Genomic DNA, 20,103 nt, shown 5'->3' on the forward strand with positions numbered 1-20,103 from the left:
CATTCGGCATCTGGCGATGGCTGGCGCGGCCTTGTAGGGTCGCGCCATGTCTTTGCCGCACGTGACCTTTTCTGAAGACCAGGCCGCCGCCTATGACAGCATCGCCGAGATGCTGCGCCAAGCCGGTGTGGACCTGGAAGATGACGCTTTGCTGAAGCTGCCGGGGGCAGGTAAGTCTGGCGTTATGGCCGTGATTGGTAAGGCCGGTTCGGGTAAGACTCTGCTACTGGCGGAACTTTACAAGGCGTTGGCCGACAGCGGTGTTCAGATCGTCTCGGGCGACTATGAAAGCCGCAAATCCCGGGAAAAGCGGACGCTTGCGATTCTGGCCCCGACCAACAAGGCTGCCAGTGTGCTGCGCTTGCGCGGTGTGCCCGCCACCACCATTCACCGCATCCTCTATACACCCGTTTATGATCCGGAGTACGAGCGCATCGCGGAATGGCTGGCCGGAAATGGCGAACGACCCGAGATTGAAGGCCTGACCGACGAAGCGCTGGATCGCGCAGCCGCCTTTTATGAAAACAACAAGTCGATCCCCGGTGCACTGGCTGCAGCTGGGTTGCGAGGGTCGGATTTCATCACCGGCTGGAAACGCCGGGATGAGCCGCTGGATATTGGCTTTGTTGATGAAGCTTCGATGCTGGATGATCGTCAGTTCGAAGACCTGAAAGAGATTTTTCCGACCTTGCTGATGTTTGGTGACCCGGCGCAGCTGGCTCCGGTCAATCAATCCGGCAGTATGGTTTTCGAAACCCTGCCTGAGCCGCGCAAGCTGGAATTGCACCGGGTCCACCGGCAGGATGCCGACAATCCGATTCTTGATCTGGCCCACGCGCTGGCCGATCCGACCATGGGGTTTGAAGATTTCGAGCGGATGGTCGAAGACACAGCGCGCCGTGACGATCGCGTCGTGTGGGGGCAGCGGGTCGAGGTCGACCTGATGGCCCGTAGCCCTGTTTTGGTCTGGCGCAATGCAACGCGCATTCGTCTGATACAAGCCTTCAGGCAGGTACATGGGGCGCCGGATACCGAATTGCTGGAAGGTGAGCCGCTGATCTGTGACGGTATTGAGCTGCCGCTGAAACATCGCAAAAAGCGGCTGGACCTTGAGGCGCGCGGCCTGATCAAAGGCGCTCAGGTCATCTATCTGGGACCGGGGCGCAAACCGGGGTTTTCGCGCCTGCATGTGATGGGGGCTGAAGACCCGCAGGTCAGTGCCGCCTCGATTGTGCAGATCGAACAACCGGATGAAGAAGAACCTTTTATCCCCTATGCGGCTCGCATGGGTGCAACGTTTCTGCATGGTGCCGCAGTGACAATCCACAAGGCGCAGGGATCACAATGGGATACGGTGCAGGTCTTTGCCCCAGATATCTATGCAGCGGCCCGGATGGGGCGGACTGAGGCCGGGCAACCCCTTTGGAAACGGTTGGCCTATGTGGCGATCACACGCGCGCAGGAGCGCTTGATCTGGGTCGTGCGAAACCGGTTGTCGAAACCCACATATCCTTTGCGTGTTGATGACCTGAAGGCTATCCCGGCAGCCTCACTGACGCTGGAGGTGGAAGAGACATGAAAACAATCATAGTCACCGGAGCGAGTTCAGGCATTGGCCAGGCCACGGCAGAGTTGTTTCTGGCCGAAGGTTGGACTGTGGGCTTGCTGGCCCGCAGTGCTGACAAACTGGCCGCAATTGCCGAAGGTCAGGCGCATGCGATACCGCTGGTTGCGGATGTTACGGACCCCAAGGCTGTCGATCACGCTTTTCAGACGTTTGAGGGCCAAACCGGTCGGCTGGATGTACTGTTCAACAATGCGGGCATCTTTGCCCCCGGCGGCACGATTGATGAAATCGCGCTGGAGGATTGGTATCACAGCATCAATGTGAACCTGAACGGCATGTTTCTGAGTGCCCGGGCCGCGTTTCGGAGTATGCGCAACCAATCCCCGCAGGGTGGTCGCATCATCAACAACGGGTCCATCGCCGCTCATGTGCCGCGTCCGAACTCGGTGCACTACTCGGCCACGAAACACGCGATCACGGGGTTGACCCGCAGCCTGTCTCTGGATGGGCGCAGTTTCGGCATTGCCTGCGGTCAGATCGATATCGGCAATGCCCGCACGCAGATGGTTCAGGGTCTGGTTGATGCGGCCATTGCCAGCGGTGAAACACCCGACCCGACGATGGATGTTCAGGATGCTGCGCGTTCGGTCCTGCATATGGCCAACCTGCCGCCTGAGGCGAATGTCCAGTTCATGACAGTGATGGCCACCACCATGCCCTATATCGGAAGGGGTTAGGCTTTTTACTTTTCGCGCAGCAATCTGAACGCGGTTGAGGCACCCCAACCCGCTACGATTGCGATGACCAGCGACATCAGGCCATACCACACCGGTTGCTCGCGCGACATGGTATAAAGAAACCGCTCCAGCCCCACTTTGCGCACGTCAATCGTTGTCTCATAGCGCGACACGACCTCGCCGCCTCTTGTCAGAAAGATACGCGCCACATAGTCACCTTCGGTCAGGTCTGCAGGCATCGCAACCGAGGTGCGAAACAGGGTTTGCTCGTCCACTGCCACCGTGTTTTCACGGATGGAATACAGGTCTTCGCTTTCCCGAATGCGCACAACTGCTTCGGCAAAATCCTGAGCGCCTTGAATGTTCATCGCGGCGCCAACAGACCGAATGGCCCGCTCGATTGAGATGCGATAGCGCAGGTCTTCGGTGTCGGTGATGATATCGTCAAACGGTGCGCTGGTGGCGACCGCATAGAAGCTGGGTGCAAGGTCGACCAGTACACTGTCGGTGTTGACCCAAATCCCAAGCCGGCGCGCCTTGCGGCGTACGGTGATCGGCTCTGATGGGCCTGCCAAGGCGACGATAACCTCAACTGGGGGGCCTTCGGGGATCGGGGCCTCGCGTTTGATGGCACCGAAGATCAGAATCTCGGACCCATCGAAATTCGCGGTGATCGCAACGCGATCCTGACTGAGCCCAAGAACAACCTGTTCCTCTGCAGCGGCGGCAGGGAAGCACATCAGACATAGGGCGGCAAAGAACGCGCGGACCATCATCAATGCCCTCCGCTTGCGCCGAGAGAGTATAGCTCGCTCGGTTCCAGAAGCAGATCAAGCGCCAGCTTGCCACAGACCACAAGGACCAAAGCCGCCAGAAGAACGCGCAGCTGTTCGGCAGGCATGCGGGCTCCGATCACGGTACCGATCTGCGCACCGATCACGCCGCCCACCAGCAACAGAACGGCCAGTACAATGTCGACCGTATAGTTGGTCGTGGCATGAAGCATGGTTGTGAAGGCGGTGACGAAAATGATCTGGAACAATGATGTTCCGACCACAACTTTCGTCGGCATGCCCAGCAGATAAATCATGGCGGGAACCATGATAAAGCCTCCGCCCACACCCATGATGGCGGACAAGATACCAACACACAGCCCGACGACAACCGGCGGGATGACCGAGATATAGAGGCCAGAGGTGCGAAAGCGCATCTTCAGAGGCAGTGAATGTACCCAGCCACGTTGGCGTCGCTTGGCGGGTCCGCCTGTACCTTTCTTCACCCGTCGCAGAGCGCGCAGGCTTTCGACAAACATCAGACTGCCGATGACGCCCAGAAAGACGACGTAGCAGAGGGTGACCAACAGATCGACCTGACCCAGGCTTTTGAGATAGTTGAAGATCACCACACCCACGGCGGCCCCGATAAGGCCACCTACCAGAAGCACCGTGCCCATCTTCAAATCTACGGTTTTTCGTCGAAGATGCGCAAGCACGCCCGAGAACGAAGACGCGACGATCTGGTTGGCTTCGGTTGCAACAGCGACTGCCGGGGGAATGCCGATAAAGAACAGCAGTGGGGTCATCAGGAACCCCCCGCCAACGCCAAACATACCGGACAGGATGCCGACCATCCCCCCCAGCCCTAGTAGAAGAAAGGCATTTACAGAGACTTCGGCAATGGGAAGGTATATTTGCATGGTTTCTTCTAGGCGCGCCGGAAACTATTGCGCAACGATGCAATGCTGTCGCGGCGGGAACGGGTTGGTAACTGGATTCGACCCGAGTTCTGAACAGTCACAAGCCCAACGTCAACAGCGTGCCAAGGCCGCCGAGCTGTGAATTCTATCCGAGACCAGAGGTTCATACCCTCTTAGAGCGGTTGCGGCATGCAAAATCAACTCCGCATGCCGCTTTGCAGCGAACAGGACCCAAATTTGTTCCAAACTGGACCTATCAGCGTTCCTTCACATAGGGTTCGCCGCCTGCACGTGGGGGAACGGCCTTGCCGACAAACCCGGCCAGGATCACCACAGTCAGGATGTAAGGCAGGGCGTCCATCACCTGAACCGGGATCACGACCCCGCCCAGATCGATGTTCTGGAACCGCAGGGCGATGGCTTGCAGCAGGCCGAACAAAAGGCACGCCCACATCGCATGCCACGGGCGCCATTTTGCAAAGATCAGAGCTGCCAAAGCGATGAACCCGCGACCGGCTGTCATTTCCTTGACAAAACCCGCCTGCAAGGCTGTGGCAAGATAGGCTCCGGCAATCCCGCATAGAATGCCGCAGATCGCAACGGCCGCAAACCGCAAGCCAACGACCGAAACGCCTGCGGTGTCGACCGCCGCCGGGTTTTCACCCACCGCTCGCAGGCGCAGGCCAAATCGGGTGCGATAGAGGATCCACCATGTGAGAGGCACCATTAGGAAGGCGACGTAGACCAGTATCGAATGTCCGGACAGAAGTTCCGAGTAGATCGGACCGATGACCGGAACGTTGCTTAGCGCCTCTGCAAAGGGGAACTCGATCGGTTCAAAACGGCCTCCGCCAAACAGGGACGGGGTGCGACCGCCTTGCTGAAACCAGCTTTGGGCAATCAGAACGGTAAGCCCCGAGGCCAGAAAGTTGATCGCCACGCCCGAGATCAGTTGATTGCCACGGAAGGTAATCGACGCCACGCCGTGCAAGGCTGACAAGATAAGCGACGCACCGATACCCGCCAAAAGGCCCAGCCAGACTGATCCAGTCACCGCTGCAACGGCTGCCGAGAAGAAGGCAGACATCAGCATCTTGCCCTCAAGCCCGATGTCGAAGATGCCAGCTCTTTCCGAATAAAGCCCGGCCAGACAGGCCAGCAGCAAGGGTGTCGCAAGGCGAATGGTCGAATCGAGGACCTGAATGAGGGTGATAAAGAACTCCATCACTCCGCCCCCTTCCGCAGACCCAGGAACAGCTTTTCAAGCGGCATGCGCACCATATTGTCCAGCGCTCCTGTGAGCAGGATAACCAGCGCCTGAATGACGACGATCAGTTCGCGCGGGATCGAGGTCCAAAGGGCCAGCTCGGCCCCACCCTGATACAGGAAGCCAAACAGGAGCGCGGCAAGGAACACGCCAAACGGATGCGAACGGCCCATGAGTGCCACGGCGATACCAATGAATCCGGCGCCTTCGGTCGAGTTCAGTACTAGACGCTCGGCCTCACCCATAACGTTGTTGATGGCCATCATGCCGGCCAGCCCGCCCGAGATCAGCATGGCAATGATGGTGATCCGTACCGGCGAAATCCCGGCATAGACGGCCCCGGTTTCGGTTTTGCCGTAGGACCGGATTTCGTACCCAAGGCGCGTGCGCCAGATCAGGGCCCACACCACGACACAAGCCAAGATCGCAACGAAGAATGAGATATTTGCCGGGGCGCCTCGGAACATCACGTTCTCAGCGGTCGAGAACATGGATTGGAACGTCGGCAGATGTACGGCCTCGGGGAACCGCGCTGTAGCCGGGTCCTGCGAGCCCTGCGGACGCATCACATTGACCAGCATGTAGTTCAGAAAGGCAGCAGCGATAAAGTTGAACATGATCGTGGTGATCACGATATGGCTGCCGCGCTTGGCCTGAAGATAGGCAGGGATTGCGGCCCATGCCGCACCGAACAAGGCGGCCCCAAGCGATGCGGCGGCCAGCGCAATACTCCAATGCGGCCAGGGAATGTACAGACATACCATGGCTACGCCAAGACCGCCCAGCATCGCCTGTCCTTCGCCGCCAATGTTGAACAGCCGCGCATGAAAGGCCACGGCCACGGCCAGCCCGGTGAACATGAAGTTGGTTGCGTAGTAGAGTGTATAGCCCCAGCCATAGGTCGACCCCAGCGCGCCCGTAACCATCAGGTTCACGGCTTCAACCGGGTTCTCACCAATGGCCAGAATGACCAGCGCCGATAGGATCGTGGCCAACAGCAAGCTGATCACCGGGATCAGCACGACATCGGCCCATTTAGGCATCTTTTCCATGCTTTAAGCGGCCTCTTCCGCAACACCGGCCATCAGCAGGCCCAGTTCTTTTTCATCGGTCTCGGCAGGCAAACGCTCACCCATGATATGCCCGTCGAACATCACGGCGATCCGGTCGGACAGCGAGAAGATCTCTTCCAGCTCGACCGAGACCAGCAGGATCGCTTTGCCCTGATCGCGCAGGGCGACGATTTGTTTGTGAATGAACTCGATTGCGCCAATATCCACGCCGCGTGTCGGTTGTCCGACCAGCAGCAGATCAGGATTCCGCTCGATTTCGCGCGCAACGACGATTTTCTGTTGATTGCCACCAGAAAAACTTTTGGCGGCCAGCCACGGGTCGGGCGGGCGCACGTCAAACTTGGCGATCTTGGCTTCAGTATCGGCGCGCAAGGCGGCGTTGTCCATGAACAGACCGCGCTGATAGGCGCGATCGCGGTGATAGCCAAAGGCAACATTCTCCCACGCGTGGAAGTCCATCACCAGCCCTTCGCGCTGGCGGTCTTCGGGCACATGGGCGATGTGCTGCGCGCGTCGTGCCTGACCATCCGATCCGGCACCGCTGAGTGCCAGAGGGGTGCCGTTCAGCTTGATCGAGCCTTGACCGGGGCGCATGCCACCCAGAACTTCCAACAGTTCTGACTGACCGTTGCCCGCAACCCCTGCGATGCCGACGATCTCTCCCGCGCGAACGGTTAGGTCGATGCCTTTGACCCGCTCAACGCCCGTGCTGTCGAACACTTGCAGATTCTCAATTTCCAGTATGGGCTTGCCCGGCTGGGCGGGTACTTTGTCGACTTGCAGCAGTACCTTGCGGCCCACCATCAGTTCGGCCAGTTCTTCGGGGCTGGTCTCAGCCGTTTTTACGGTCGCCGTCATCTCACCGCGTCGCATGACCGACACGGTATCGGTGTTTTCCATGATTTCACGCAGTTTATGCGTGATCACGATGATCGTTTTTCCTTCGGTCCGCAGCCGATCCAGAATGCGGAAGAGCTGATCCGCCTCAGAGGGGGTTAGAACGCCGGTTGGTTCGTCCAGAATCAGGATCTCGGCTTTGCGATAAAGCGCTTTCAGAATCTCGACCCGCTGCTGCATCCCGACGCCGATCTCGTCAATGCGTTTGTCGGGGTCGACGAACAGCTCGTATTCTTCTTCCAGCGCTTTCAGTTCTTTGCGGGCCTTGGCCAGCGACGGGGCCAATAGCCCGCCGTCTTCGGCACCCAGAACGATATTTTCCAGAACGGTGAAGTTTTCAACCAGCTTGAAATGCTGAAACACCATGCCGATGCCCGAGGCGATAGCCGCCTGGCTATCCGGTATCTCGGTCTTGGTGCCGTTGATCCAAATCTCACCTTTATCGGCTTTGTAAAAGCCGTAGAGAATGCTCATCAGCGTGGATTTGCCCGCACCGTTTTCACCGATGATCCCGTGGATCGTGCCGGGGGCGACGCTGATGGAAATGTCTTTATTGGCTTGAACCGGCCCAAAGGCTTTGGAAATCCCTTTGAGCTCAATGGCGGGGACGGTCATGTCTTGTCCTTGGGTTGCCGAAAGGGCCGCCATTGTACATGGCGGCAGAGAGGAAACGGGACGGAAGGCCAAGCCTCCGTCCCGCGAAAGATCAGAACTGCAGTGCTGGGCAGCTGTCGTTCTCGTAGTAGCTGACAACGGTCACATTGCCGTCGATGATGTCCTGACGCGCTTTGTCGACCGCGCCTTTCATGTCATCTGAGACCAGCGAGGCATTGTTGTCGTCCATCGCGACGCCCACGCCTTCTTCGGCCAGACCCATGGCGAATACGCCGGTCTCAAGTCCTTCGCCCGCTTTCATCGCGTCGTAGACGGCCACATCCACGCGTTTCAGCATCGATGTCAGAACTTTGCCCGGGTGTAGGTGGTTCTGGTTGCTGTCCACGCCGATCGACAGGATGCCTTCGTCGGCTGCGGTTTGCAGAACGCCGACACCGGTGCCGCCTGCGGCTGCATAGATCACGTCAGCGCCCTGGCTGATCTGCGCCTTGGTCAGCTCGGACCCTTTAACCGGGTCGTTCCAGGCGGCCGGGGTTGTACCGGTCATGTTGGCAACAACTTCGATATCTGGGTTCACAGCTTTGGCGCCTTGCGCATAGCCGCAGCCAAAGTGGCGGATCAGCGGGATATCCATACCGCCGATAAAGCCAACGGTGCCGGATTCCGACGCCATCGCGGCCATCATGCCAACCAGGTAGGAGCCTTCGTGCTCGGCAAATCCGATCTGACGGATGTTTGGTGCATCCAGCCAAGTGACGTCGACGGCGACAAATTTGGTGTCCGGATAGTCACCGGCAACGGCCGACAGCGGATCGGCCATGGCAAAGCCCATGGTGATGATCGGGTTCGCGCCCGCTTCGGCAAAGCGGCGCAGTGCCTGTTCGCGCTGGGCTTCAGATTGCAATTCGATCTCGCGGTATGTACCGCCGGTTTCCTCGGCCCAGCGTGTGGCGCCATTGTGGGCCGCCTCGTTGAACGATTTGTCGAACTTACCGCCCAGGTCAAAGATCAGCGCGGGCTCGGCCAGAGCAGTGCCAGCTGTCAGTGCGACCGCCGCAGCGGCACCCATCAAAGATTTCATCAGGGTCATTTTTTACTCCCGTTGGTTTTTGTCGGTCCGGAACCAAGATAGCCCCGTTTACCCACTCAGAGCGAGCATAACCGTTGTGATGACGGGAATTAAGGGTGTTTGCAACCGGCAGGGTCAAGTGGTTTTTGACCAGTTGGTCCAAAATTCTTGTCTTAGTTTAGATGCAGCAGGTGTTCCATGACGATTGCATCGCAGTTTTTGCCGGATTTTCGGGCATAGTAGCCCTTTCGCTGTCCACAAGCTCGGTATCCGCACCGTTCATACAGCGCAATTGCAGGTAGGTTGTCGGCGGCCACGTCCAAAAAGGCGCGTTTTGCCCCAAGCGTTTTGGCCTTAGAATGCCAGTCCGCCATGCATTGCTGGCCAAGACCCCGCCGCTGATACGCGGGGTGAGTCGCAATGGTCAGCAGTTCCGCTTCATCCGCGATGACCTGAAACAGGGCGAAAGAATCACTTGATCCAACGCAGTGCGTAAACGGGTTTGCCAGCAAGTCGGCAAACTCTGCCGCTGTCCACGGGCGGGATTGTGTGAATGCAGCCGCATGTGTTTGGGCCATCTCGTGTGGAGTCATTCGTCCAGTAGCACCGGAGGTTGGTCGCTGGATGGCGCGGCATCAGCAGCCCGGACATACAGCGGGGCAGGTGGGTCTGAGACGTCTTTCCAGCGACGCGCAGCAACTGTGGCAATTGCCTGTGCCTGCGCTGCCGGATCGGAGCAAAAGAACAGCTGTCCAAGCGTGCATGCCTCGACTTTGGGCATCAGTTGCGCAGGGCTGTCGTCTTGCTGCAGATAGATCTGTTCGCGCTGCGCCTGAATGGCCGGGATCTGACCGTTCGGTGCGATTTCGGCCAAGGCATCGAAGCCTGAAACCCCGACGGCCGGAACACCTAGCCCCAATGCCAGCCCCCGCGCTGCCGAGACCGAGATTCGAATGCCGGTGAAATTCCCCGGTCCGACACCGACGCCAATTGCGTCAAGATCGGCCCAGATACAGCCAGCTTGCTCCAAAACCTCTTCCAGCAAAGGCATCAGCCGTTCGGCCTGCCCGCGCGACATGGCCTCGGCGGTTGACACAATGATTTGCCCATCCCGCAGCAAAGCGGCCGCGCAATGCGCGGCCGATGTGTCAAATGCCAATATTGTTGGGTCAGACGGCAACCGGGCGAACCTCGGTCACTTCAGGGATATAGTGGCGTAGCAGGTTTTCGATGCCCATTTTAAGGGTCAGGGTCGAAGACGGGCAGCCCGCACAGGCGCCCTGCATATGCAGATAAACCACGCCCCGGTCAAAACCGTGGAATGTTATGTCACCCCCATCCTGTGCAACCGCAGGCCGGACGCGGCTGTCCAGCAGGTCCTTGATCTGATCCACGATTTCCGAGTCTTCACCGGTATGTTCCGCGTGGCCCGAGGCCGCCGTCGCGTCAGCACCCATGACCGGTTGGCCGGACTGAAAATGCTCCATCACCGCGCCAAGGATGGCGGGTTTGATGTGATCCCATTCTACAGAGTCAGATTTGGTGACCGTGACGAAGTCATTGCCAAAAAACACGCCAGTCACACCGCTGACACCAAAGATACGCTTGGCCAAGGGGGATTTCTCACCCGCTTCAGCAGTTGGGAAATCCGCTGTTCCCGCTTCCAGAACCGTCTGGCCGGGCAAAAACTTCAACGTAGCCGGGTTTGGGGTGGATTCGGTCTGAATGAACATGGGGCAGCTCCATCTGAGATGCCTCTGATATGCGCGTGGCGCTCTTGGAAGTCAAGATTTGGAACGGTTCTAAATCTGAGTTGCGTAGTCCAACGCCTCGTCCAATCTGTCGTCACCCCAGAACAGTTCGTCACTAACGCAAAAACTCGGGGCTCCAAAGATGCCCTTTTCCTCGGCGCCTTCAGCCTGCTGGAACAAGGCGGATTTGATGTCCGGTTCACCAGTTCGGTGCAGCAAACCTGGCGATAACCCGGCCTTGTCCAAGCAGGCCAAAAGCGTCGCTTCGCTCGAGATATCGCGCCCATCTCCAAATTCAGCATTGTAGACCGCACGTACAAACCGGGCCTTATCAGCGGGGTCGTCGATTGCCAAAACCAGCCGCGCCGCGCGCAGGCCATTCTGGGGAAAAGGGTCCGGTTTCTGAAATGGCAGGCCCCGTGCGGAGCATAACCTTTCCATATCACGCCACATATATGCGCCCTTGGCGGGGTAGAGGTTGAACGGCGATGTGGTCCACCCCTGTTCCGCAAAGATTGGCCCCAGGAGAAAGGGCTGCCAGTCGACCACTACGCCGCGATCAGAGGCAGCCTGTTCGATACGCATGGCGCTGAGATAGGAATAAGTTGAGGCGAATTCGAACCAGAATTCGACCCGTGCCACCATATCAGGTGATTTCCTCAAGTTTTTCCTTGCTTAGATCACCGGGTACGATCGTGATCGGGATCGGCAAGCTGCCCGAGCTTTTGGTCAACTGGGTGATCAGGGGGCCGGGGCCTTTCTTGTCGGTTCCTGCGCCCAGAACCAGCACCCCGATCTCAGGGTCTGATTGGACATGTTCGATGATCTGAGGCACGGGATCGCCCTCGCGGATCGCAAGTTCAGGATCGACGCCCTGTTTGTCGCGCATCCATTTGGCGAACACCTCATAATGCGCATGGATACGCTCGCGTGCTTCTTCCCGCATCACTTCGGCCACGCCGATCCAATGGTTAAACTCATCCGGCGGGATCACCGACAGGATCGTGACACCGCCACCGGTGTGCGAGGCGCGCATGGCGGCAAAGCGCATCGCGTTCAGGCATTCGCGGCTATCATCCAATACGACCAGAAACTTGCGCATGGGGGTCCTCATTCATTTCGGGGATCATGCCCGACCAAATGCGTGCTGGCAACTCGGGCAAATCCCAGGTGATTGACTAGCCTTCGCTTGCAGCCCAATCCCAGTAAAGCGTGCGGGCGCGCCGGGCAATAGGGCCAATCTGATATTGCGTATCGTCCAGAGCAGTCACGGGCGTCACTTTGTTCATGTTCCCGGACATGAACACCTCATCCGCTGCGTGGAAATCATCAAAGCTCAGGATGGTTTCGTGGATCGTGACACCATCCGCGCGTAAATTCGCGATATGACGCGCGCGGGTGATCCCGGCGAGAAACGTGCCGTTCGGGATCGGGGTGAACACCTCTCCATCTTTAGCCATGAAGATATTGGCGGTTGCAGTCTCGGCAACATTGCCCATTGCATCTGCGACAAGCGCGTTTGAGAACCCTTTGGCCTTCGCCTCGGCCAACATACGGGCATTGTTGGGATACAGACACCCGGCCTTGGCGTTCACCACGGCAGACTCCAGAACCGGTCGCCGAAACTGAGTAGTTGTCAGCGTGACAGAGGCCGTTTCGGGCGCCATCGGGATTTCTTCCAGACAGATGGCAAATCCTGTGCTGTTTTCCTGCGGCACGATTGCGGTGTGATCGCCATCAATGCCCCAATACATAGGGCGGATGTAAACAGCGCTATCCGGGGCGTAGGTTTGCAGCCCCTCACGCACCAATTCTACCATGCGCTCAGGAGTTACAGTCGGGGTCAGCATCAGCGCTTTGGCGGATCGGTTGACGCGTGCGCAATGGGCCAGCAGGTCTGGCGCCATGCCGTTGAAATAGCGCGCCCCGTCAAAGACAGAGGATCCCAGCCATGCACCGTGATCTGCCGCGCGCATGATAGGCGCGTCCCCATCATGCCACTGCCCTTCGAAATAGGTGCGGATGTTTTTGCCCGTTGCCATGACGCCCTCCCAATCTTTGGGCAAACCTAGGAGGGCGTCAGGCGAAGGTCCAGTGCAATCAGCGCGTCGACGCGCCGACCATTCCCACGATCTCGTAGGTCTGTCTTAGGATCGGCACGGTGATCTCTCTCGCGCGTTCGGCACCACGGGCCAGGATGCGGTCGATCTCGGACTGATCATTCATCAATCGAGCCATCTCGGACGAGATGGGCGAGAGCTTTTCGACCGCAAGATCGGCCAGCATCGGTTTGAAGTCTCCGAATTGCTTGCCGCCCACGTCTGAAAGCACCTGTTCCACGCTTTGATCCGAAAGGGCCGCGTAGATATTGACCAGATTACGTGCCTCGGGCCGGTCGTCCAGACCGTCAGCTTCCGATGGCAGAGCGTCCGGGTCTGTTTTGGCCTTGCGGATTTTCTTCGCAATGGTGTCAGCATCGTCCGTCATGTTGATGCGGCTCATATCTGACGGGTCGGATTTGGACATCTTCTTGGACCCGTCCCGCAAGCTCATGACACGTGTGGCTGCCCCTTCGATTACCGGCTCGGTGATCGGAAAGAAATCCACGCCGAAATCATTGTTGAACTTGATTGCAATGTCGCGCGTTAGCTCCAGATGCTGTTTCTGATCGTCCCCCACGGGCACGTGCGTCGCGTGGTAGATTAGAATGTCAGCCGCCATCAGCGACGGATACGCAAACAAACCCAGCGAGGCGTTTTGCGTGTTCTTGCCCGCCTTGTCTTTCCACTGAGTCATGCGTTGCATCCACCCCATCCGGGCGACGCAGTTGAAGACCCAACCAAGCTGCGCGTGTTCCGGCACCTGGCTTTGGTTGAACAGGATCGATTGTTCCGGATCAATGCCAGCCGCGATGAACCCGGCGCATAGCTCGCGGGTATTGTGCGATAGCACTGCGGGGTCCTGCCATGTGGTGATCGCGTGCAGGTCGACCATGCAATAGATGGTTTCGAACTCTGGCCCCTGCATATCCACAAAGCGCTTCAGCGCGCCCAGATAGTTGCCCAAGGTCAGCCCGCCCGAAGGCTGGATGCCGGAAAACACGCGCGGCGTGAATTGGGTCTGGGTCATCGAAAGGAACTCCCGTCTGGAAAAATCAGCCCTCGTCGCTTACCCATGAGGGTAAGGGACGTCAACAGCCGCGAAAGGCCCGGCAGATGAGCAGTGAGCATTATACACCCGCCGTGAACCCGCTACCGCCCGTGGTGGTGGCGCTGGTTCTGTTCATCATGGGGATCGAGCTGGCTTTTATTCTGGGCGAACGCGGCCTGATCGGCGGGCCTGGGGCCATAGGCTGGCGCACGCAGGCGATAGACAGCTATTCGTTCTTTGTCAGCCAGTTTGACCGGATGTTGCAGACAGGGCAGTGGCGCGCCGACTATCTAATGCGTCTGATCACCTATCCGTTTGTCTCGTTCAACTTCACGCAATCCGTCTTTGTTTGCGTCTTCGTTCTAGCGATGGGCAAGATGGTTGCCGAAGTGTTTGGCAGCGTTGCGATGTTGCTCATCTTTGTGCTGTCTGGTGTCGGCGCAGCTGTGGTTTATGCGTTGATCCTGGCTCCTGGCGCGTATCTGGTTGGCGGGTTTCCATCAGTCTACGGCTTGATCGGAGCGTTCACATGGCTTTTGTGGCGTAAGCTTTCTTTGGTGGGCGAGAACCAGGCTAGGGCGTTTCAATTGATTGCGGTGCTGATGGGAATTCAGTTTCTGTTTCGATTGATCTTTGGCGGTGCGCCGGATTGGATCGCCGATCTGGCCGGGTTTGCCACCGGGTTCGGATTGTCATTCTTTCTGGCACCAGGTGGTTGGGCCCGGATCAGAGGCCGCATTCGGCGGGATTGATCAGGACCGGCGCAAGGCGCGTTTGAACTCGGCCAGCTTGAAAGCCCCCAACAGGTGGCCAAGCACAAAATACGCAATTGCTGCCACGCCGATCAAACTCAGTAGGGCAAGATAGCGCCAGCCCGGCAATTCGAAGGCCCCGCCAAACAGCCGGATGGCAACAAACAATACGACACCCATTCCAACCGAGGCCGCAACAATCCGCCAGGCCCGCTGTTTGAACCGATCATCGAACCGCGCCTCGTCACCCATGCGGCGCGCGCCGATGGCCAGTAAGGCGACCATGGCCCATCCAGCTGCCGAGGCGGCAATCGCAGGCGCAATCCATCCGACCAGCGGATAGAGCCCAAAGGCCAACGCCGCATTGATGACCATGGCGACCACAGCATAGCGGAAGGGCGACCGCGTATCCTCGCGCGCAAAGAACAGGGGTTGCAGAAGTTTCTGCAGCATAAAAGCGGGAAGCCCGACGCCATAGACGGCAACGGCCAACGCTGTGGCGGCAGTATCCTCGGGGTTGAATTGGCCCCGTTCGAACAGGACCGAAACCAGTGGGATCGGGATGATCAAAAAGGCGATGGTCGAGGGCAGCGTGAGCAACAGCATGAACTCGCCAGCGCGGGAAAAGGCGTTGCGCGCGCCATCCTTGTCATCCGCACGCAGGCGGCGGGACAGGTCGGGCAGCAGGACGATGCCGATAGCTATCCCGACGACGCCCAAGGGGAGTTGATACAGCCGATCTGCCGCAAAAAGCCAACTGACGGCTTTCTCGGTTTTCGAAGCAACCAGTTGTCCAACCACCAGATTGACTTGCGTGACACCCATAGCCAAAGCCGCCGGGACGGCAATGCGAACCATGTTGCGCATCTCGGGGCTGAGCCGGGGCACGCCGGGGCGAATGCGGATGCCTGCCCGTTCCGTCGCCACCCAAACCAGCGCCAATTGCGCGATGCCGGCGATCGGGATCACTGCGATCAGCCAGCGAATGACCGCACCCCCGGACAGCGCGCCGAAAATCAGGGCTGTGCAGGCAAAAATGTTCAGCAAAACGGGGGCGGCAGCGGCGGCTGCAAAGCGTCCGTTTGCGTTCAGGACACCCGAGAACAATGCCGCCAAAGACATAAAAAGTATGTAAGGAAAGACGATATAGCCATAGTCGACGGCCAGATCGAACCTTTGGTCTCCATAAAACCCTTCTGCCGTTAGCCAAACAAGGCCGGGCATGAACACCATGGCCAGACCAACCAGTACCAGTACGGCAGCACCTAGTAGATTAAAGGCGTCTTGCGCGAACCCTTCGGCGTTTTCATCGCCCTCCAGCCTTTTCGAAAACATCGGTACAAAGGCCGCGTTGAATGCCCCTTCGGCAAAGAACCTTCGGAACATGTTGGGTAGGCGGAAGGCGGCGACAAACGCGTCCATCACTGGTCCGGGACCGATATAGGCGGTCAGCAGAATCTCTCGTAGAAAGCCTAGGATACGGCTGGCCAGGGTCAAGAACCCCACCGTGAACAGGCCCGAAAACAACCGGATTTGCTTCATGAGACTGCGCGCTCGGCGCCCTCGGTGATGGCTTTGCGCAGCTTGGCTTCAAGCCCGCGTTGTTTGCTTTCCGAGTGGTACTTTAGGCCGAACATGTCTTTGACATAGAAAGTATCCACAACTTGCTCGCCATAAGTCGCGATTACCGCGTTGGCGATATACACGTTCGAAGACGCAAGCGTGCGTGTGAGGTCATACAGAAGTCCGGGACGGTCGCGAGTATCCACTTCGATGATGGTGTAGATTTCGGACCCTTCATTGTCGAAGGTGATATGGGTCGGCACGTTGAAGGCGCGTTCGCGTTTCTTGATCTTGTCGCGGGATTTCAGTGCTTCACCGGCGACCACCTCACCTTTGAGCGTCTTCTGGATCATCTGCGTTAGGCGCGGCAGGCGCGAAGCTTCGAATGGGTGACCCTCGGCATCCTGTATCCAGAACGCATCGGTGACATAGCCGTCCTTGGTGGTGTAGCTGCGCGCGTCCACGACATTGGCCCCAACAAGTGCCAGCGCACCGGCGATCCGTGCGAAAATGCCGGGGTGATCACCCATCGCAAAGCAGGCGCGGGTCGCATCACGATCTTCATCCGGGTGTAGGCGAATTTCCATTGCCCCCGGATCGCCGCTGATCTCAAGCGCGCGCAACATCTCGGCAAATTCGACATGAGCCGACAGAGGCAGACCCTGCCAATAAGGCGCATAGTGACGACCGGTTTCTGTCTTGAGGTCTGTCTTGGTCCAGTCGGCCAGTTTGGCCCGCAATGCCTTTTTCGCCTCGGCTCCACGATTGGCGCGGTTCAGGACCTCCAGTCCGGTGTCCAGTGCGCGTTTGGTTTCAGCATGCAGCGCACGCAGCAGGGTGGCTTTCCAGTTGTTCCAGGTGGTTGGCCCGACGCCGCGAATATCACACACCGTCAGCACGGTCAGCAGGTCCAGCCGCTTGACGGTCTGCACCGCCTTGGCAAAGTCGCGCACCGTGCGTGGGTCCGAGACGTCGCGTTTTTGTGCCATGTCTGACATCAGCAGGTGATACCGAACAAGCCATTCGACGGTTTCACATTCGGTCTTGTTCAACCCAAGCCGTGGGGCCACTTTGCGCGCGATTTGCGCCCCAAGGATCGAATGATCTTCGGGGCGCCCTTTGGCAATATCATGCAGCAACAGCGCCACATACAAAACCTTGCGATTGACGCCGCCTTCCAGAATCGATGAGGCCAATGGCAAAGCCTCAACCAATTCGCCACGTTCAATCTGGGCAAGGTTCGTAATGCATTGGATGGTATGCTCGTCCACCGTGTAGCTGTGATACATATTGAATTGCATCATCGCGACGATGGGTTCGAACTCGGGCAGAAAGGCCGATAGCACGCCAAGTTCGTTCATGCGCCTTAGGGCGCGTTCGGGGTTGCCGTGTTTGAGCATTAGGTCCAGGAAGATGCGCCGCGCTTCTTTATCGTTGCGCATGTCTTCATCGATCAGGTGCAAATTGGCCGTAACAAGGCGCATGGCGTCGGGATGGATCAACATGCCGGTCCGCAGCCCTTCTTCAAACAGGCGCAGTAAGTTGACCTTGTCAGACAGAAACGCATCCGGGTCGGCAATGTCCAGCCGCCCATGCACAACTTTGTACCCGTCTTTGACCTGAGGACGCCGGCGGAAAATCCGTTCCAGCAGCGGGGCACCCTTCACATGCGCCGCTTCCAGCTTGGTCAGGAAGATTCGCGTCAGTTCGCCCACGCGGGTCGCTTCGCGGAAATACCGCTGCATGAAAACTTCAACCGCGCGTCGCCCGGCACGGTCTTTGTATCCCATGCGCTCGGCCACTTCGACTTGCAGGTCAAAGGTTAGCTGTTCCGTTGCGCGGCCGGTCACCAGATGCAGATGTGATCGAACGGCCCATAGGAAATCTTCGGCCTCGACAAATGTTTGAAATTCTTCGGGTGTGAACAACCCCAAAGGCACCAGTTCGGCCACGTCCTGGACACCGTAGATGTATTTGGCGATCCAATACAGCGACTGCAGGTCACGCAATCCGCCTTTGCCCTCTTTCACATTGGGCTCGACCATATAGCGCTGGCCCTGCTTCAGGTGCCGGGCGTCGCGTTCTTGCAGCTTGGCTTCAATAAACTCGCGCTCGGTTCCTTTGAACAGTTCGGATTTAAGCCGTTTGTCCAACTCATCCGCCAGCGCCTTGTCACCCGCCAGATAGCGTTGCTCCAGCATGGCTGTGCGGATGGTAAAGTCCTCTGCCCCGAGGCGCAGGCAGTCTTTGATCGTGCGAGAGGAATTCCCGACCTTTAACCGCAGATCCCACAGGATATAGAGCATGGATTCGATCACGCTCTCGGCCCAGGCGGTGATCTTGTAGGGCGTCAGGAACAGCAGATCCACGTCGGATGCGGGTGCCATTTCGCCCCGCCCATAACCACCAACCGCCAGAACGGCGATCCGCTCGCCTTGTGTGGGCGTGGCAAGCGGGTGCAGCCGTTCGCTGGACACGTGCATTGCTGTGCCCACCAGCTGATCGGTTAGGTAGGTATACGAACGCGTCAAGGGGCGCGCCTCAAATGGGCGCGTTGCAAAGGCATCGGCAATCGCTTTGCGCCCTGCTTTTTGAGCCTCCCGCAGGATACGCACCGTTTCTGCCCGCATGGCGGTATTGTCCGCGCAGGTCTCAAAAGCAGCAGCCAATTGTTCCGTCACATTGGCGCTGTCGAAAATGTCGTTGGCGGGGCAGATCAGTTCAGCATCAGGCGCTGTGATCAGGCCGGGCCGGTCAGAAACCGGCGCCAGCGAAGCTTTGTGGGGCAGGGTCAATCACAACCACCTGTTTGTTCTGGATCGTGGCGACGGCCAGACCGCGTTCATTGGTGCCATTCGGACGCAGGCGGAAAATGCCACCCACGCCCTGGAATCCGGCGCTCTGGGTCAGGGCTGCTCCGGTCAGCGCATTGGATTTGCCTTGTGCAACCAGCGCGCCAATCGCGGCGATCCCGTCATAGGCCAGGCCGCTGATCGGATGCGGTGCTTCGCCGTAGGTCGCGTTATAGCGCTGACGATAGGATTGCGCCTTGGCTGGGTCGGGCAGGGCAAACCAGCCCCCCTGAACCCCCGGCAGTTCAAGAGTTTGTGGTGGGATATCCCAACGCGTCAGGCCGATGAACTGTGTTGTAGCAGAGGACACGCCCGCTTCGGGCAAAAGCTGTGTCAGCAAAGGCAACGCCCCAGCTGTTGTCGCTGTCAGGAACACCGAGTCCGCTCCGGAAGAATCGACGGTCGCCTTGATGGTCGGCACCGCGGTAATCACCCCTTGTTGCGAGCGGTCATAGGAAACGGTGCCCGCATTGTTGACCGGGCTGCTGCCTAAGGCAGAGGCAATTGCAGATTGCCCCAACTGGCCGGCTGCGTCGTTGCTGTAGACGATCACGGTTCCGGTTTTGCCTTTAGCGGCCGAATAGTTCACCAGCCGGTTCGCTGTGTTCTGGAAGGTGGGACCAAGAACAAAGACATTGCCTCCGGCGATGCTGGTATTGTTCGAGAAAGACAGGACATTGACGTTTTTGTTCAACACGGCCAAGCCAGCGGCATTTGCGGCCTGCGCGTAAACCGGGCCAATAATGATCTTTGCACCGTCCGCCACAGCCTGTTGTGCGACTGTCGAGGCGGTGCCCGCATTTCCGGCCGTGTCATAGACCCGAAGGTCGACTTTCACGTTCGGCAGATCAGACATGGCAAGCCGAGCGGCATTTTCGAGGCTTTGTGCCAATGCGGCGTCACCGGCCTGACCTGACCCGCGCGGCACCAATAGGGCGACGGGAACGGGATCGGATGTATCGATTGATGGACCTCCACCAAGACCGCCAGGCTCACAGGCCGCCAGTAATGCTGCGGTGGCCAGCGCGGCTGCGGCTTTCGCCAGCTTGCTTACGGGCTTGCAAACAGTAAACATCTAAAAGAAAACTCCCTGATCCGGCAGCGCGCGACGCCG

At 58.5% G+C, this 20,103-nt stretch carries 19 protein-coding genes; 3 read left to right on the forward strand and 16 right to left on the reverse strand.

Annotated features, from left to right (window positions below):
- Window positions 1-46: 46 nt before the first annotated feature.
- Window positions 47-1,579, forward strand: coding sequence for an ATP-dependent DNA helicase (locus tag ACR0JE_RS12460; RefSeq protein ID WP_480864366.1), 1,533 nt, complete (start codon window positions 47-49; stop codon window positions 1,577-1,579).
- Window positions 1,576-2,304: an SDR family oxidoreductase gene (locus ACR0JE_RS12465; protein ID WP_480827926.1), complete on the forward strand. Its 729-nt coding sequence runs from the start codon at window positions 1,576-1,578 to the stop codon at window positions 2,302-2,304. The genes ACR0JE_RS12460 and ACR0JE_RS12465 overlap by 4 nt, the downstream gene beginning before the upstream one ends.
- A 5-nt stretch (window positions 2,305-2,309) precedes the next feature.
- Here ACR0JE_RS12465 and ACR0JE_RS12470 read toward each other — a convergent pair whose 3' ends face one another.
- The 13 genes from ACR0JE_RS12470 to trpS form a co-directional block, all read right to left on the reverse strand.
- A complete protein-coding gene (locus ACR0JE_RS12470) occupies window positions 2,310-3,077 on the reverse strand; it encodes a TIGR02186 family protein (protein ID WP_480864400.1) in 768 nt (255 codons plus the stop codon).
- A gap of 2 nt (window positions 3,078-3,079) precedes the next feature.
- A complete protein-coding gene (locus ACR0JE_RS12475; protein WP_170535866.1) occupies window positions 3,080-4,000 on the reverse strand; it encodes a sulfite exporter TauE/SafE family protein in 921 nt (306 codons plus the stop codon).
- 256 nt (window positions 4,001-4,256) lie between these two features.
- Window positions 4,257-5,225 (reverse strand): ABC transporter permease, encoded by a 969-nt coding sequence (locus tag ACR0JE_RS12480; protein WP_170535868.1) that lies wholly within the window; start codon window positions 5,223-5,225, stop codon window positions 4,257-4,259.
- Complete coding sequence (locus tag ACR0JE_RS12485) at window positions 5,225-6,319, reverse strand: ABC transporter permease (RefSeq protein WP_480864367.1); 1,095 nt, start codon at window positions 6,317-6,319, stop codon at window positions 5,225-5,227. The genes ACR0JE_RS12480 and ACR0JE_RS12485 overlap by 1 nt, the downstream gene beginning before the upstream one ends.
- Before the next feature lie 3 nt (window positions 6,320-6,322).
- The gene (locus ACR0JE_RS12490) at window positions 6,323-7,852 is read right to left on the reverse strand and encodes an ABC transporter ATP-binding protein (RefSeq protein WP_480864368.1); all 1,530 of its coding nucleotides are present in this window, start codon (window positions 7,850-7,852) and stop codon (window positions 6,323-6,325) included.
- A gap of 91 nt (window positions 7,853-7,943) precedes the next feature.
- Window positions 7,944-8,942 (reverse strand): BMP family lipoprotein, encoded by a 999-nt coding sequence (locus ACR0JE_RS12495; RefSeq protein ID WP_480864369.1) that lies wholly within the window; start codon window positions 8,940-8,942, stop codon window positions 7,944-7,946.
- Window positions 8,943-9,094: 152 nt separating this feature from the next.
- Entirely contained in the window at window positions 9,095-9,514 is a 420-nt protein-coding gene (locus tag ACR0JE_RS12500; RefSeq protein WP_480864370.1) for a GNAT family N-acetyltransferase, read from the reverse strand.
- Window positions 9,511-10,101, reverse strand: a complete 591-nt coding sequence (gene tsaB, locus ACR0JE_RS12505; RefSeq protein ID WP_480864371.1) for a tRNA (adenosine(37)-N6)-threonylcarbamoyltransferase complex dimerization subunit type 1 TsaB — start codon at window positions 10,099-10,101, stop codon at window positions 9,511-9,513. The genes ACR0JE_RS12500 and tsaB overlap by 4 nt, the downstream gene beginning before the upstream one ends.
- Window positions 10,091-10,654, reverse strand: a complete 564-nt coding sequence (locus ACR0JE_RS12510; protein ID WP_170535878.1) for a NifU family protein — start codon at window positions 10,652-10,654, stop codon at window positions 10,091-10,093. Before ACR0JE_RS12510 ends, tsaB begins: the two co-directional genes overlap by 11 nt.
- Before the next feature lie 69 nt (window positions 10,655-10,723).
- Window positions 10,724-11,317, reverse strand: a complete 594-nt coding sequence (locus tag ACR0JE_RS12515; RefSeq protein ID WP_480864372.1) for a DsbA family protein — start codon at window positions 11,315-11,317, stop codon at window positions 10,724-10,726.
- Between the two features lies 1 nt (window position 11,318).
- Window positions 11,319-11,774, reverse strand: coding sequence for a universal stress protein (locus ACR0JE_RS12520; RefSeq protein WP_170535882.1), 456 nt, complete (start codon window positions 11,772-11,774; stop codon window positions 11,319-11,321).
- Between the two features lie 76 nt (window positions 11,775-11,850).
- Entirely contained in the window at window positions 11,851-12,714 is an 864-nt protein-coding gene (locus ACR0JE_RS12525; protein ID WP_480864373.1) for a branched-chain amino acid aminotransferase, read from the reverse strand.
- Window positions 12,715-12,772: 58 nt separating this feature from the next.
- Window positions 12,773-13,801, reverse strand: coding sequence for a tryptophan--tRNA ligase (trpS, locus tag ACR0JE_RS12530; RefSeq protein WP_480864374.1), 1,029 nt, complete (start codon window positions 13,799-13,801; stop codon window positions 12,773-12,775).
- Between the two features lie 86 nt (window positions 13,802-13,887).
- Here trpS and ACR0JE_RS12535 point away from each other — a divergent pair, with 86 nt between their 5' ends.
- Window positions 13,888-14,574: a rhomboid family intramembrane serine protease gene (locus tag ACR0JE_RS12535; RefSeq protein WP_480548589.1), complete on the forward strand. Its 687-nt coding sequence runs from the start codon at window positions 13,888-13,890 to the stop codon at window positions 14,572-14,574.
- On the opposite strand, the gene murJ is transcribed toward ACR0JE_RS12535, so the two are convergent.
- Genes murJ through ACR0JE_RS12550 form a run of 3 tightly spaced genes read right to left on the reverse strand, consistent with a single transcriptional unit; the run spans window position 14,575 to window position 20,064 of the window.
- Window positions 14,575-16,116: a murein biosynthesis integral membrane protein MurJ gene (gene murJ / locus ACR0JE_RS12540; RefSeq protein WP_480864375.1), complete on the reverse strand. Its 1,542-nt coding sequence runs from the start codon at window positions 16,114-16,116 to the stop codon at window positions 14,575-14,577.
- Entirely contained in the window at window positions 16,113-18,932 is a 2,820-nt protein-coding gene (locus tag ACR0JE_RS12545; protein WP_480864376.1) for a [protein-PII] uridylyltransferase, read from the reverse strand. Before ACR0JE_RS12545 ends, murJ begins: the two co-directional genes overlap by 4 nt.
- On the reverse strand, window positions 18,892-20,064 hold the full coding sequence (locus ACR0JE_RS12550; protein ID WP_480864377.1) for a penicillin-binding protein activator: 1,173 nt from the start codon (window positions 20,062-20,064) through the stop codon (window positions 18,892-18,894). The genes ACR0JE_RS12545 and ACR0JE_RS12550 overlap by 41 nt, the downstream gene beginning before the upstream one ends.
- Window positions 20,065-20,103: the final 39 nt, after the last annotated feature.

Source organism: Ruegeria sp. H3, from assembly GCF_056533095.1.